The sequence below is a fragment of the Mesorhizobium sp. WSM4849 genome (assembly GCF_055811385.1).
Window position 1 is genome coordinate 237,250 of sequence record NZ_JBVVPW010000008.1, and the last position, 14,676, is coordinate 251,925.

At 62.1% G+C, this 14,676-nt stretch carries 11 protein-coding genes and 2 pseudogenes; 2 read left to right on the forward strand and 11 right to left on the reverse strand.

The features are described 5' to 3' along the window. Positions 1-4 precede the first annotated feature (4 nt). Positions 5-1,429, forward strand: coding sequence for a glutamate--tRNA ligase (gene gltX, locus AC0L3L_RS11475; protein WP_473637632.1), 1,425 nt, complete (start codon positions 5-7; stop codon positions 1,427-1,429). A 181-nt stretch (positions 1,430-1,610) separates the two neighbouring features. Beyond that, positions 1,611-2,939, forward strand: coding sequence for a citrate synthase (gltA, locus tag AC0L3L_RS11480; RefSeq protein ID WP_065009590.1), 1,329 nt, complete (start codon positions 1,611-1,613; stop codon positions 2,937-2,939). 102 nt (positions 2,940-3,041) lie between these two features. Here gltA and lpxB read toward each other — a convergent pair whose 3' ends face one another. From lpxB to pyrH, 11 genes and pseudogenes are all read right to left on the reverse strand, one after another. Then, positions 3,042-4,226, reverse strand: a complete 1,185-nt coding sequence (gene lpxB / locus AC0L3L_RS11485; RefSeq protein WP_473637633.1) for a lipid-A-disaccharide synthase — start codon at positions 4,224-4,226, stop codon at positions 3,042-3,044. After that, the gene (locus AC0L3L_RS11490) at positions 4,216-5,118 is read right to left on the reverse strand and encodes an LpxI family protein (protein ID WP_473637634.1); all 903 of its coding nucleotides are present in this window, start codon (positions 5,116-5,118) and stop codon (positions 4,216-4,218) included. The genes lpxB and AC0L3L_RS11490 overlap by 11 nt, the downstream gene beginning before the upstream one ends. Then, positions 5,105-5,938, reverse strand: a complete 834-nt coding sequence (lpxA, locus tag AC0L3L_RS11495; RefSeq protein WP_473487008.1) for an acyl-ACP--UDP-N-acetylglucosamine O-acyltransferase — start codon at positions 5,936-5,938, stop codon at positions 5,105-5,107. The genes AC0L3L_RS11490 and lpxA overlap by 14 nt, the downstream gene beginning before the upstream one ends. 13 nt (positions 5,939-5,951) lie before the next feature. Continuing rightward, positions 5,952-6,410: a 3-hydroxyacyl-ACP dehydratase FabZ gene (gene fabZ / locus AC0L3L_RS11500; protein WP_123145852.1), complete on the reverse strand. Its 459-nt coding sequence runs from the start codon at positions 6,408-6,410 to the stop codon at positions 5,952-5,954. Between the two features lies 1 nt (position 6,411). Further along, positions 6,412-7,470, reverse strand: a complete 1,059-nt coding sequence (gene lpxD, locus AC0L3L_RS11505; protein WP_473487009.1) for a UDP-3-O-(3-hydroxymyristoyl)glucosamine N-acyltransferase — start codon at positions 7,468-7,470, stop codon at positions 6,412-6,414. Between the two features lie 180 nt (positions 7,471-7,650). Then, positions 7,651-10,002 (reverse strand): annotated as a pseudogene (bamA, locus tag AC0L3L_RS11510) (outer membrane protein assembly factor BamA). 217 nt (positions 10,003-10,219) lie between these two features. Then, complete coding sequence (rseP, locus tag AC0L3L_RS11515; protein WP_473487011.1) at positions 10,220-11,362, reverse strand: RIP metalloprotease RseP; 1,143 nt, start codon at positions 11,360-11,362, stop codon at positions 10,220-10,222. Positions 11,363-11,478: 116 nt separating this feature from the next. Then, positions 11,479-12,324, reverse strand: a complete 846-nt coding sequence (locus AC0L3L_RS11520) for a phosphatidate cytidylyltransferase (protein ID WP_473637635.1) — start codon at positions 12,322-12,324, stop codon at positions 11,479-11,481. Then, a pseudogene (locus AC0L3L_RS11525) lies at positions 12,321-13,064 on the reverse strand (isoprenyl transferase); the annotation flags it as partial. The pseudogene AC0L3L_RS11525 and the gene AC0L3L_RS11520, both read right to left, overlap by 4 nt. Before the next feature lie 17 nt (positions 13,065-13,081). Beyond that, entirely contained in the window at positions 13,082-13,636 is a 555-nt protein-coding gene (frr, locus tag AC0L3L_RS11530) for a ribosome recycling factor (protein ID WP_077384157.1), read from the reverse strand. Positions 13,637-13,763: 127 nt separating this feature from the next. Continuing rightward, complete coding sequence (gene pyrH, locus AC0L3L_RS11535; protein WP_473637636.1) at positions 13,764-14,486, reverse strand: UMP kinase; 723 nt, start codon at positions 14,484-14,486, stop codon at positions 13,764-13,766. Positions 14,487-14,676: the final 190 nt, after the last annotated feature.

Here is a 14,676-nt window from a genome sequence, read left to right on the forward strand (position 1 = left end):
TTCCATGTCCGACAAGGTCATCACCCGTTTCGCCCCCTCGCCCACCGGCTTCCTGCATATTGGCGGCGCGCGCACGGCGCTGTTCAACTGGCTGTATGCGAAACACACCGGCGGCACGATGCTGCTGCGCATCGAGGACACCGATCGTGAGCGTTCGACCGATGCGGCAACCGCCGCCATCCTCGACGGACTCTCCTGGCTCGGCCTCACCTGGGACGGCGAGCCGGTATCGCAGTTCGAGCGCGCGCCGCGCCACCGCGCGGTCGCCGAGGAACTGGTGCGCATGGGCAAGGCCTATTACTGCTACGCTGCGCCGGCTGAACTGGAAGCGATGCGTGAGAGCGCGCGGGCCAAGGGCTTGCCTCCCCGCTATGACGGCCGCTGGCGCGACCGCAACCCGTCGGAGGCGCCGGCCGGCGCCAAGGGCGCGATCCGAATCAAGGCGCCGGCCGACGGCGAGACGGTGGTGCATGATCTCGTGCAGGGCGAAGTCCGCTTCCCCAACAAGGATCTCGACGATTTCATCATCCTGCGCTCGGACGGCAATCCGACCTATATGCATGCCGTCGTCGTCGACGACCACGACATGGGCATCACCCACATCATCCGCGGCGACGATCATCTGACCAATGCCGCCCGCCAGATGGTGATCTATCGAGCCATGGGCTGGGACGTGCCGTCGATGTCGCATATCCCACTGATCCATGGCGCCGACGGCGCCAAGCTGTCGAAGCGGCACGGCGCCCTCGGCGTCGAAGCCTATCGTGCCATGGGGTACCTGCCTGAGGCACTGCTCAACTACCTGGCGCGGCTCGGCTGGAGCCACGGCGACGACGAGGTCATGTCGATCGCCGACATGATTGCCTGGTTCGACATCGGTGACGTCAACAAGGGGGCCGCCCGCTTCGACTTCGCCAAGCTCGAGGCGCTGAACGGCGTGCATATGCGCCGCATGAACGACGCCGAATTGCACGATATCTTCATCAACACCTTGCCCTATCTCGAAGGCGGCCCGGCGATCGCAGCGCGCCTCGACGACACGCGCAAGGCACAGTTGCTCGCCGCGCTGCCAGGCCTAAAGGAGCGCGCCAAGACCCTGGTCGAACTGGCCGACGGTGCCGCCTTCCTGTTTGCCGAGCGGCCGCTGCCGATCGACGAGAAGGCGGCTGCATTGCTCGGCGGTGAAGCGCGCGAGATCCTGCGGGGCGCCCACGCGGCGCTGAAGGCGATTTCATGCGACTGGACGGCCGAGGCGGTGGAAGCCGCGATCCGGGAATATGCGGTGGCCGGCGGCCATAAGCTCGGCGCTGTGGCCCAACCTTTGCGCGCCGCGCTCACCGGCAAAAGCACCTCGCCCGGCGTGTTCGACGTGCTTGCCGTGCTTGGCCGTGAGGAAAGCCTGGCGCGCGTCGCGGATCAAATCGATTAGCAAAACTGGCCCAAGAAGATTGGCATTGAAAGGTGGGTTTCGCAGTGCAACATTAGGTCTTGGCCCAATTTGGCACGCAAATCCAATTGCGGGCGCAAACGCGCGAACTCCGATGCTTTCGACGTGTTGCGTTGCAGATATTTCGCCTTTGCCGGCATGAGAAAACCAAAAGGAGTTTGCAATGTCCGAAGCTGCGACAAAGATGGAATTTGGCGGCAAAACCCACGCGTCGACTGCTAAACTTGAATTCGGCGGCAAAACTCACGAGCTCAAGGTGCGAAGCGGCTCGGTCGGACCTGATGTCATCGACATCGGCTCGCTTTACAGCACCACCGGGGCGTTCACCTACGATCCCGGCTTCACGTCGACGGCAAGCTGCGAGTCGGAAATCACCTTTATCGATGGCGATGCCGGCATCCTTTTGCATCGCGGTTATCCGATCGACCAGCTGGCCGAGCACGGCGACTTCCTCGAAGTCTGCTATCTCTTGCTCTATGGTGAATTGCCGACCAAGGCGCAGAAGGACGATTTCGACTACCGGGTGACGCGCCACACCATGGTGCACGAGCAGATGTCGCGCTTCTTCACCGGCTTTCGCCGCGACGCGCATCCGATGGCGGTGATGTGCGGCGTGGTCGGCGCTCTGTCAGCCTTCTATCACGATTCCACCGACATCTCGGACCCGTATCAGCGCATGGTCGCATCGATGCGGCTGATCGCCAAAATGCCGACGATCGCGGCGATGGCCTATAAATACCACATCGGTCAGCCCTTCATTTACCCGAAGAACGAGCTGAATTTCGCGGCCAACTTCCTGCATATGTGCTTTGCCGTGCCGTGCGAGGAATACAAGATCAACCCGGTGCTGGCGCGTGCGATGGAGCGCATCTTCATTCTGCATGCCGATCACGAGCAGAACGCCTCGACCTCGACCGTCCGCCTCGCCGGCTCGTCAGGCGCCAACCCGTTTGCCTGCATCGCCGCCGGCATTGCCTGCCTGTGGGGACCGGCCCATGGCGGCGCCAACGAGGCGGCCTTGAACATGCTGGGCGAGATCGGCCATGTCGACCACATCCCGGAATTCATCGCCCGCGCCAAGGACAAGAACGATCCGTTCCGGTTGATGGGCTTTGGCCACCGCGTCTACAAGAACTACGACCCGCGCGCCAAGATCATGCAGAAGACCGCACATGAGGTTTTGGGCGAACTCGGCATCAAGGACGATCCGCTGCTCGACATCGCTATGGAACTGGAAAAGATCGCGCTGACCGACTCCTATTTCATCGAGAAGAAGCTTTATCCGAACGTCGATTTCTATTCCGGCATCACGCTGAAGGCGCTGGGCTTCCCCACCACCATGTTCACCGTGCTGTTCGCGGTCGCTCGTACCGTCGGCTGGATCGCGCAGTGGAAAGAGATGATCGAGGATCCGCACCAGAAGATCGGTCGCCCGCGCCAGCTCTATACAGGTGCGCCGGAACGCGACTACGTGCCGATTGCAAAGCGGTGAAGAGACGGAGTGAGTAGTGAGTAGTAAATAAGAATTCTAGACGCTGAGCGGTGCTTTGCAATCTACTCACTACTCTACTCACTACTCACTACTCACTACTCACTACTCACTACCCCTACTCGCTCCCTTGATGCACCTCATCACGACCCCCGCAGCGATATCGCCGGAAGGTCCGTCGACAGCCATGCGTCTGGCCACCTCGGCAAAACCGTCCTTCTGCCATGCGCGATAGGGGGTGTCGGAAAAAAGCGCCTCCAACTGCCGCGCAAGATAGTGCGGCCGCACATATTCGTTGTAGCTTTCCGGCACGATCGGGCGATCGGCGATGAGATTGGGCAAGGCGGCGCTCCATACGGTGATCAGGCGCTGGGCCATCCGCATGACCGGATCGAGCCGGTAGCAGGAGATCATCGGCACCCCTGACAGCGCCAGTTCCAGCGACACCGTTCCCGATGAGATCAGCGCTGCATCGGCCTTGCCGAAGGCCTGCCATTTGCGTTCGGGATCAAGGATGATTTCCGGCTTCTCGTCCCAGCTTGCCACCGAAGCCCTGACCAGGTCGGCGACATGCGGCACCGTCGGCAACAGCAGGCGCAAGCGGTGTCCGCGTGCGCGCAGGATCGAGATCGTCTTGCCGAACGGGCCGACTAGCCGTAGCACCTCGCCGCGACGCGAGCCGGGCAGCACAAGCAGTGTCTTCACACGATCGTCGGACAGGTCGCGCGGCAGGTTTTGCGCCTTGGCAGCGCCGATCACGCCCGGATCGTGCGTAAGGCGATGGCCGACATAGGTGCCGGGCGGACCACCGAGGCGGGCGAGCTCCCTCACCTCGAAGGGCAAGATGCAGAGGATATGATCGACATACGGTTTCATCGCCACCGCCCTGCCGGGTCGCCAGGCCCAGACGCTCGGGCAGACATAGTGGACGATCGGGATTGCCGGATCGGCAGCACGAACCTTCTTAGCCACACGCAGCGAAAAATCCGGGCTGTCGATGGTGATGAGACAGTCGGGCTTTTCACCGGCGACCGCATTGCCCGTCTGGCTGATCCGCCGCATCAGGCGCGGCAGGTCGCGCAGGATGGCGCTCAGGCCCATCAGCGCGATCTCGCCGCCGTCGAAGAGCGGCGTGAGGCCGAGCGCCTGCAGATGCCGGCCGCCGATGCCGACGAGCCGGACCTCGCGGCCGGTCGCGCGCTTCAGCGCCTCTATAATGTCGGCGCCAAGCAGATCGCCGGATTCTTCGCCGGCGACGATCGCGATCTTCAGCGGTTTCTCAGTCGCCATGCACCGGCTCCGCAGCAGGCAGGCCGATCACGAACAGGCCGAGCGCATTGGCACGGGCGACGACGGTGGGGCCTTCCAGAACCAGCGAGCGACCGGCCTCGACGGCAATGCCGGCAAGTCCGGCGGCATGCGCCGCCTCGACCGTCTGCGGGCCGATGGAGGGCAGGTCGGCGCGCAACTCCTGGCCGGGCTTGGCGCATTTGACCAGAACGCCGCGCGTTCTGCCGGCCAGCCTGCCATGGCCGCGCAACTGCTTTGTTCGATCGAGCAATCCGTCAGTGCCCTCGACGCCTTCCAGCGCGATGGCGCGGCCGCCGATCGCAACAGCCGCCTGGCCGATATCCAGCGCGCCGATGGCCTTTGCCGCCCTATGCGCCGCTTCGATGTCGCGCCAGTCGGATTTCCGCGGCGCAGCCTTGGTCAGCGTCCCTTCGGCCGCGACCAGTTCCGGCACGATCTCATGGGCTCCGACAACCCTGATGCCGCTGCGCTCGACCCTTCGCACGAACAGTTTCAGCACGGTGTCGTCGCCTTGGGTTACACCGACAAGAAGGCTGGGCACCCAGGCGAGCAGGCCGAGATTGAGGCGCATGGCGCTCAGCCTGGGGCGGCGTGTGATATGGCCCGCTGTCACCAAATGGGTAACATGATGGTTCTTGAGCGTCGGCAGCAGTGAGCCGACATCCTCCAGCCTCAACGTCGCCTGCTCGTAGGCGTCGAAGTCGGATATGCGGTCGACCTCGCCCGCCACTATTACCACGAAGGGAGACTTGTCTTGCCCAGCAAGCGCCTTGGCGACTTCGACCGGCAAACTGCCGCCGCCGGCAATGATGCCGACCTTGGCGTCTGGCGCGAGATCAAGGCCCGTCCGAGTGGCCTCAATCTTCGTCATCTGCATCGTCGCCGTCGCCAGCCTTGAGCGACGGGACGGCATAGTGCCGCTTGCCGCGACTGGCGATGAAATCGATGATTTTCATGGCGGTCGGTGACGAGGCGAATTCCGCCTTGGCGAATTCGATGTTTTCGCCGACGGTTCGGGAGCGATCGAAGATCGTCCTGTAGGCCTTGCGCAGCGTGTGGATCTCGGAGCGCGGCAGGCCGGCGCGCTTCAGGCCGATGATGTTGAGACCGCGAAGGCTGGCGCGATTGCCGACGGCGATGGCGTAGGGAATGACATCGCCGACGAATGCCGAGCAACCGCCGAGAAAGGCGTTGTCGCCGACGCGGACAAACTGATGAACGGCGCTGAGACCACCGATATAAACGTTGTCGCCGATCTCGCAATGGCCGCCCAACGTCGCCTGATTGGCGAAGGTGGCGTTCTTGCCGACAATGCAATCATGGGCGATGTGGGCGTAGGCAAGGAAGTTGCCGTTGTCACCGATCGTCGTCTCGCCGCGGCTGGAATCGGTGCCGAGGTGCATGGTCACGCCTTCGCGGATCGTGCAGTTCTCACCGACGACCAGCGTGGTGCGGCCGCCCTTGTGCTTGGTATTCTGCGGCGGCGCGCCCAGTGTCGCCATCGGATAGACCTTGGTCGACGCACCGATGGTGGTCGCGCCCATCACCGAGATGTGGCTGACCAGTTCGACGCGGTCGCCGAGCACCGCGTCGGCGCTGATGTGGCAGAATGGCCCGATGCGGACGCCTTCGCCGATTTTTGCGCCTGCCTCGATGACCGACGATGGATGGATGACTGTCTGGATTTTCATAAGCATTCGATCGTCAGTCGCTCGCGACCATCATCGCCGAGATCTCGGCTTCCGCGGCCTTGACGCCGTCGACGAGAGCCTCGCAGGCGAATTTGAGAAGGTTGCCGCGTTTCTTGATTTTCTTCACATGGATCTTCAACTGGTCGCCGGGAACGACCGGTTTACGGAATTTGGCATTGTCGATGGTCAGGAAATAGACCAGCGACGGTTTTTCGGTGCCTAGGCTGCGGATGCAGATGGCGCCGGCCGTCTGCGCCATCGCCTCGACGATCAGCACGCCGGGCATGACCGGCTGATCCGGGAAATGACCCTGGAAATGCGGCTCGTTTATGGTCACGTTCTTGATGCCGATAGCCGACTCGTCGCCATCGATGTCGATGATGCGATCGATCATCAGGAACGGATAACGATGCGGCAGGAGCTTCATCAGCCCCAATATGTCGACCGCCTCGAGCGTCGTCGCCGCCACCATCTCAGCTCTTCCCCCCGTCGCCGGATTTCCGCGCCCTGGCCAGTCTTCGCAGAGCCGCGATCTCCCGCATCGCCTCCGCCATCGGCTGCGCCGGGTACCCTCCCCAAATCTCGCCCGCGGGGACGTTGCTCATGAACCCGCTTCTTGCAGCAAGCTTGGCCCCAGACCCAATGGTCAGGTGATCCGCAAGACCGACACCGCCACCCATGGTGACATTGTCGCCCACCGTTACGGAACCGGAAATACCCGAAAGGCCGGCGATTATGCAATTGCGGCCTATGCGGACGTTATGAGCGATCTGCACCAGATTGTCGATCTTGGTGCCTTGACCGATGATCGTGTCTGACATGGCGCCACGATCGACCGTTGTGTTCGAGCCGATCTCGACGTCGTCCTGGATAACGACCCGGCCGATTTGCGGGACGCGCTCCGGGCCCTTGGCCCCGGCCACGAAGCCAAAACCGTCCTGGCCGATGCGGGCGCCGCCATGGATGATGACACGATTGCCGATCAGCGCGTACTGGATGCTGGCGCCTGGACCGACATAGCCGTCGCGGCCGAACTGGCAGGAGGGACCGATAACGGCATGAGGAGCAATGACGGTTCCGCTGCCGATAGAAGCGCGGGGGCCGATGATCGCGCCGGCCTCGACGATCGCGCCGGCCTCGACATGCGCCGATGGATCGATATGGGCATGCGGCGAAATACCGGTTTCGCCGGTCATCGGCGCCGGTGTCGCAGCCGCCGGGAAAAGAAGGCGTCCGACCATCGCGAAAGCCTGTTGCGGGCGCGGATGGACCAGAACCGCGATACCCGCCGGCGCTTTGCCGGCAAATTCGGCGGGACAGAGAACCGCCGCTGCCCGCAGCGATTGCATCAGCGCGAAGTTGCGTCTGCCATCGACGAAGACAAGAGCGTGCTCGCCGCCTTCGCTTGCCGGCGCCAAGGCTTCGATCGATATTTCCGAGAGGCCGGACTCGACAAGCACCGAGCCGGTCAGATTCGCGACTTCGCCAGCCGTATACCGGCGTGATGGCGCGAAGAACACCGGATCGGTCATTCCAGAAGCTATATCCAGCTAGCGCATGACCCCGAAAATCGGAATCGATTTTCGGAAAGGATCATGCGCAAAATCAAAGTTCTACAGCGTCCTTTGCGCGTCCAAGAGGACGCGCGGCGCTGTAGTGTCGGATCACTCTATTCCGGACCCCTACGGCCCGGAAGCATCGTCTCCCGCCAATCAGAAGCGGGTCGATATGCCGAAGTTGAATTCCTGCACGTCGTCGGTGTCCTCCTTGAGGACCGGTATCGCATAGTCGATGCGGATCGGGCCAAAGGGCGACGCCCACATCATGCCGAGACCGACCGAGGCGCGCCACTCCATGTCGGTTGTCGATGGATCGACACCCGCCACATCATTGCCATAAAGTGTCGCCGCATCAGCAAAGACCGCGCCGCGCAGGCCGAAGCTCTCCGGAATGACCGGCATCGGAAACTGGGCTTCCGCCGAGGCGTTGAAATAGGTGGTACCGCCGAGATGGTCGTCAAAGCCCTGGTCGTCGACAGGACCGATGCCGCCATAGGCGAAGCCGCGGATAATGCGGTCGCTGCTCTGGAAATGATCGAAGATGCGAAGGTCTTCGTCGCTGCCGTAGCCCTGGATATGGCCAGCCCCGCCCGAAATCAAACCAACCAGATCAAGCTGCTCTGACAACGTCTGGTAGACGCTGCTACGCGCCGTCACCTTGACGAATTTGGCGTCGCCGCCGAGGCCGGCGAATTCCGTGGTGACATTGGCGAAGATGCCTTCATGCGGGTTCTTCATGTCGTCGATGGTGTTGTAGACCAGACCGAGGCTGACCGACGACTTGAGCCACGGGCTTTCCTCAATGCCGTTTAGGATAGCCGTAGAGACGTCGCAGCCAGCCAGTGGATCGCAACCATCGTCGAGCTTGTACTTCTCCTGCGAGATATTATACGCCAGCTGCGTCGAGATGTCGTCAGTGATCGGCAGGCCAAAGCGCACTGTCGCACCTAGGGTCTCGCTCTTATAGTCGTCGTATTCCCTGGTCCGGTTGAAGATGTCGAAACCGGCGGCAATGCGCCGCCCGAGGAAATAGGGCTCGGTGAAGGAGAAGCTGTAGTCGCGCGAATTCTTGCCGCCGCCCGCCGATAGCTTGATGAACTGGCCGCGTCCGAGGAAGTTGCGTTCGGTGATCGCTCCTTCGATGGATGGGCCTGACGTGTCGCCGCCGGTCTAATAGCCGGCGCCGACCGAGAACTCGCCGGTCGATTTCTCGACCACGTCGACCACCAGCACCACCTGGTCCGGCTCAGAGCCGGGCACGGTGGAAACCTCGACTTTCTCAAAATAATCGAGCGCTTCCAGCCGTTTCTTCGCGCGCTGAATGAGAACCTGGTTGAAGGCATCGCCCTCACTCACGTCGAATTCGCGGCGAATGACATAGTCGCGTGTCCGGTCGTTGCCGCGAATCTCGATGCGTTCGACATAGGCCTTCGTGCCCTGGTCGATCGTATAGACCACCGAAATGGTGCGGTTCTCGAAATTGCGGTCGCCGCGCGGCGTCACCTGGGCGAAGGGATAGCCGGAACCGGCGACCCTCTCGGTCAATGCGATGATGGTGTCTTCGACATCCTCGGCGTTGTAGACCTCGCCCTTGCGGGTCTCGACCACCGACTGCAGCGATGCAGCGTCGACCTCGGGAATCGTGCTCTCGACGCTGACGTCGCCGAAGGTGTAGCGATCGCCCTCCTGCACGGTGATGGTCACCGTATATTTGTTGGTGGTCTCGTCGAGTTCGCCGACCGCGGAAATCACCTGGAAGTCGGCATAGCCGTGGTTGTAATAGAAACGGCGCAGCAGCTCTTCGTCGGCGCGCAGCTTGTCTTCGTCATAGACATCGTCGCGCAGCACGAACGAAAGGATGGACGAGCGCTTGGTGGAGATGACGTCGGACAGGCGACGGCTCGAATAGGCGCTGTTGCCGACGAAATTGATCGCGGCAATCTGCGTGCGGCCGCCTTCGTTGATATTGAAGACCACGTTCACGCGGTTGTCGCCGAGATCCATGATCTGGGTGGTCACGGCGGCGTCGTCACGGCCGATACGCCTGTAGGCGGCCTTGACCGCCTCGATGTCGGCATCGAGCGCCTGCTGCGAGAACGTTCCACGCGGCTTCAACTGGACCGCGGCCGCAAGGGCGTTGTCCTTGAGCTTCTTGTTGCCCTGGAACAGCACCTGGTTCACGACCTGATATTCGGAAACCTTGATGACCAGCGACGAACCGACCTGGTTGATCTGGACGTCCGAGAACAACCCGGTGCCGAACAGCGCCTTGACCGCATCGTCGATATCGGAGCTGGAAAAGGCCTTACCGGGCTTGATCGTGACGTAGTTGCGGATCGTGTCGGCATCGACCCGCTGATTGCCGCTGACTTCAACTCTTGAAACAACAGCGGCCTCGGCCGCCGATGTGGCAACGAACTGCACTGCGAGCGCACCTGGTACGACCAGGGCGGCGGACAGGGCCACCGCGGACGCGGCGCTCAGAAACTTGGATGCTGCCTTCATCGGGCTTTTGTACCTTTTCTCGAAGTCCCCACGGCGAGAAAACCGGACGTGCGGTAATTTCCCCCACCGTATTAACCGGATTTTCCCTACACGCAAGGCTCCTGGTTAATTTGTATTTACTTAACCCTGTGGCGTGGCTTTCGCGTCACGCATATCCCCATGCATGGTAAACGGCGTCTCAACATTGGCTGTGTCGAAGCCAAATTTCTTCATGATTTCAGCATCCAAACAGGTCGTTCCAGAAAACGAACCCCATGAAGCCCAAGACGAGAAGCAGGCCGGCCCTGTAACCCATCTCCATCATACGTTCCGACACCGGTCGCCGAATGACGGCCTCCACGCCGTAGAACAGGAGATGGCCGCCGTCGAGGGGAGGAATCGGCAAAAGGTTGAGAATACCGATCCCGACCGACAACAGCGCAACAAGTTGCACAAGCCAGTCGAAGCCCAGTTTTGCCGCCTGCCCCGACATCTTTGCGATTTTGATTGGGCCGCCCAGCTGGCATTTATCCTCGCGACCGACGACGAAACGCTGCAGGAACTGGCCGGTACCCTGGATGATGTGGCCGGTTTCCTCGACCGCGGCAGCCAGTGCGCCAGCCGGGCTGTAGGTGATCAGGCGGGGCTGGCCGAACTCCTGGTTGTTGACGACGCCGATCACGGCCACCTTGACCTTGTTGCCCAGCGCGTCTTCCTGTTCCATCAATCGCGGCGTCGCCGTAACGGTGATCTCCTTGCCGCCGCGCAGCATGACGAAGGTGATGGCGTCGCCGCCGCGGCCCGAGACCCGGCGCTGGACGTCGGCGAAGGTCTGGACCTTGCTGCCGTCGACGCTGACGAATCGGTCCCCGGGCAGGATGCCGGCCTGCGCCGCTGGGCTGTCGGCGGTGACTTCAGCCACCATCGGCTCCATCACGGGGCGGCCATAGGCGGTAAACAGCACCGCGAAGACGGCGATCGTCAGCAGGAAATTGAACAGCGGGCCGGCAACCACAGTCGCCGCGCGCTTCCAGACCGGCTGCGTGTGAAACGCAACCTTGCGCTCGGCATCGGTCAGCAATTCGATCTCCTCCGAGCTGGGCTGGCTCGAGGTGGCGTTCATGTCGCCGACGAATTTGACGTAGCCGCCGAGTGGAATGGCGCAGAGTTTCCAGCGCGTGCCATGGCTGTCATTAAAGCCGAAGAGTTCCGGGCCGAAGCCAATCGAAAAGACCTTTACGCCGATGCCGCACCAGCGGCCGACGAGATAATGCCCCATCTCGTGGACGAACACGACTACGGTCAGCACGAACAGGAACGGCACCAGCGTGCCAAGGACAAAGCCTTCCGTGCTGAAAACCGCGTGAAGAATCTCGTTCAACTCATGTCCTCAAAATTCGTCCGCAGCACGGTCGTACCGCGACTGTGGCATCAATCCAGGCGAATCCATGGCGCATCCTGCGCAGGTCAAGATACCAGGCCAGGAAACAATGCCGATCAAGCTGGAAACAGCCCCTGTGCCGGATGGTCGGCGGTCGCCGAAATCCAGCCGATGACGTACAGGGCGAATGCCGCCGCGACAAGCCCGTCGACCCGGTCCATGACGCCGCCATGGCCCGGTATCAGCGTGCCCGAATCCTTGCGGTTGTGGCGGCGCTTCACCCATGATTCGAAAAGGTCGCCAGCCTGGGAGACCAGCGAAAGCACGAGTGCAACGACGCCGAGCACTGCAAGATTGCCGGCTCCGGCCGCAGCGGCCAAAAGCAGCCCGGCAACCACGCCGCCGACAGCGCCGCCGAGCGCCCCGCTCTGGGTCTTGCCGGGCGAGATCGATGGCGCCAGCTTCGGACCGCCGACAGCGCGGCCGACGAAATAGGCTGATATGTCGGTCGCCCAAACCACCGCGAACAGGAACAGAATGGCGACGAGGCCGGGATGGTCGCCGTTGCGCAAAAGGGCAAGTGACAGGCCGGAAATGCCGGCATAGGCAAGGCCGGACGCGTCCCACTGTCCCGTTTGATGCATCGAAGTCTGGCCCATCGAAGTCTGGCGCATCGAACCCACGACCGCGGTGACAACGACCATCAGTGCCACAAGTAGCAGCAGCCATGACGCCGGCAGGCCGGCGACCAAACCGCCGACGAAAACCAGAAGCAGCGCCTCCGGCAGAAAACCAAGACCCGTGGCGGCGACCGGGCGGCACATTTGCGTCCACTCGTAGAAGATCAGGATCGTCATGGCGGCGCAAAGCAACCGGAAGGGCAGTCCGCCAAGCCAGGTCAGACCGAGTGTGACGACCGCAAGCACGACGGCAGAAATGACGCGAAGCTGGAGGTTGCTCATCCCTTGGCCGTCACGGCGACGTCTTGAGCGCCAAGCCCGCCGAAACGGCGCTCGCGATTGGCAAAGTCGCGCAATGCGTCGGCCAGATGCTCGCGGCTGAAATCGGGCCAGTAGCAAGGCAGGAAGACAAGCTCGCTATAGGCCGCTTGCCACAGAAGGAAATTCGACAGCCTGAGCTCGCCGCTGGTGCGGATGACCAGTTCCGGATCTGGAATACCCTGGGTGTCGAGAGAGCCGGCAAAGGATTCGGCCGTGATCGCCTCGCTGTCGAGCTCGCCGCGCGCCACCGCCGAGGCAAGCTTGCGCGCCGTGCGCACGATCTCGTCGCGTCCGCCATAGTTGAAAGCGATGACCAAGGTCAGCGCGTCGTTGCGGGCGGTGAGCGTTTCGGCCTCTTCAAGCAGGGTCCTGATATCAGGTTGCAGCCCTGCCCGGTCGCCGATGATCCTGACCCGCACGCCGTTTTGGTGAAGCTCGGCGAGATCGCGGCGGATGAAGATTTTCAAGAGGCCCATCAGGTCGCTGACTTCGGACTTCGGCCGCGACCAGTTTTCCGACGAGAAGGCGTAGACGGTCAGGAAGGAGATGCCGAGGCCAGGAGCGGCGCGCACCGTGTTGCGCAGCGCCTCGACGCCGGCGCGATGGCCAGCAAGCCGTGGCAGGCCGCGCGCCTTGGCCCAGCGTCCGTTTCCGTCCATGATGATCGCGACATGCGCGGGGCTTGTCATAGTCTCGCTTTCGGGTCGGTCACCTACCCTTAAACCTGCATGATTTCTGCTTCCTTATCGGAAAGCAGATGGTCGATGGTGCCGATCATCTCGTCTGTGAGCTTTTGGACCTGGTCGGACCGCTTGCGATGATCGTCCTCGCTGATATCGCCGTCCTTTTCCGCCTTTTTGAGAAACTCCATGCCGTCCCGGCGCACGTGGCGCACGGCGATGCGCGCATTCTCGGCATAGCCATGCGAGATCTTAACCAGCTCCTTGCGGCGCTGTTCGTTAAGTTCGGGCAGCGGAATTCTGAGATTGGTGCCGTCGACGATCGGATTGAAGCCGAGATTGGATTCACGGATGGCGCGATCGACCGCACCGACCATCGACTTGTCCCAGACCGAAACCGAAATCATGCGCGGCTCAGGCACCGACACGTTTGCCACCTGGTTGATCGGCATAGTGGTGCCATAGGCCTGCACCTGGATCGCGTCGAGCAGGTTGCTCGAAGCGCGGCCGGTCCGCAGCGAAGCCAGATCGTGCTTGAACGCAGCGATCGCCCCGTCCATGCGCCGTTTGAGATCATCGTATTCGCCACTCATCATCGTCTCCTCGACCCGTTAGCCCGGGTTCACTGTTCAGGGGTAACCCCGTATTCAAGCCTCAATTCGAAAACCGGTTCCCGCTTTTCGCCTACGGGAAACCTTCGGTTCGGGATCGGGCTCCCGATCAGTCGTCTGTGACGACCGTGCAACGGCCGCCGCCCCTCAGAATATCACCGAAACCACCCTTCTCGTGGATCGAATAGACGATTATCGGAATGTTGTTTTCCCGCGCAAGTGCAATCGCGGCCGTATCCATGATCGAAAGACCACGTTTTATGACTTCGCCATGGCTGATGCGCTCGAAGCGTGTCGCATTCGGGTCCTTCTTGGGATCGGCAGAATAGACGCCGTCGACCTGAGTGCCCTTGAACAGCGCGTCGGCGCCGATTTCCGCCGCGCGCAGCGCCGCGGCCGAATCGGTGGTGAAGAACGGATTGCCGGTGCCGCCGGCGAAGATGACGACCTTACCCTGGTTCATGTAGGCGGTCGCCTGGCGCTGCGAAAAGCTCTCACAAAGCTCAGGCATGGCGATTGCCGACAGCACCACCGCGTCGACGCCGATCTTGTTCAACGAAGTACGCAGCGCCAGCGAGTTGATGACGGTGGCGAGCATGCCCATGTGGTCACCGGTGACCCGGTCACCTCCCCTGGAAGCAACCGCCACGCCACGAAAGATGTTGCCGCCGCCGATGACGACGCCGACTTCGATGCCCAGGGCGCGGGCCTCGGCGATGTCGGCGGCGATGCGATCGACTACCGACACGTCGATGCCGAAATGCTGCTCGCCCATCAACGCTTCGCCCGACGCTTTCAGCAAGACACGTCGGTAGAGGGGCTTCACCGTCATCTGATCCTCATTATCGTGCGTGCGACGCGCCTCGGGCTGCCGCCGCGCAGGCGCTGCCCCGAAACATTGGGTTCCGATACACGAAGGGGGGCCCCGGGGCGACGCGGGCGCGCAACCGGAAAAACAAAGTAAATGATGTTTGTTAGGCGGGCAAAAAGAAATTGGCCGGGCAGGAGGGGGACGAGCCGAG

What these genes read in the sequence shown, in the direction of transcription:
- gltX (WP_473637632.1), top strand. Translation starts at nt 5, where the DNA reads ATGTCCGACAAGGTCATCACCCGTTTCGCCCCCTCGCCCACCGGCTTC.
- gltA (WP_065009590.1), top strand. Translation starts at nt 1,611, where the DNA reads ATGTCCGAAGCTGCGACAAAGATGGAATTTGGCGGCAAAACCCACGCG.
- lpxB (WP_473637633.1), bottom strand. Translation starts at nt 4,226, where the DNA reads ATGGCGACTGAGAAACCGCTGAAGATCGCGATCGTCGCCGGCGAAGAA.
- AC0L3L_RS11490 (WP_473637634.1), bottom strand. Translation starts at nt 5,118, where the DNA reads ATGACGAAGATTGAGGCCACTCGGACGGGCCTTGATCTCGCGCCAGAC.
- lpxA (WP_473487008.1), bottom strand. Translation starts at nt 5,938, where the DNA reads ATGAAAATCCAGACAGTCATCCATCCATCGTCGGTCATCGAGGCAGGC.
- fabZ (WP_123145852.1), bottom strand. Translation starts at nt 6,410, where the DNA reads ATGGTGGCGGCGACGACGCTCGAGGCGGTCGACATATTGGGGCTGATG.
- lpxD (WP_473487009.1), bottom strand. Translation starts at nt 7,470, where the DNA reads ATGACCGATCCGGTGTTCTTCGCGCCATCACGCCGGTATACGGCTGGC.
- AC0L3L_RS11520 (WP_473637635.1), bottom strand. Translation starts at nt 12,324, where the DNA reads ATGAGCAACCTCCAGCTTCGCGTCATTTCTGCCGTCGTGCTTGCGGTC.
- frr (WP_077384157.1), bottom strand. Translation starts at nt 13,636, where the DNA reads ATGAGTGGCGAATACGATGATCTCAAACGGCGCATGGACGGGGCGATC.
- pyrH (WP_473637636.1), bottom strand. Translation starts at nt 14,486, where the DNA reads ATGACGGTGAAGCCCCTCTACCGACGTGTCTTGCTGAAAGCGTCGGGC.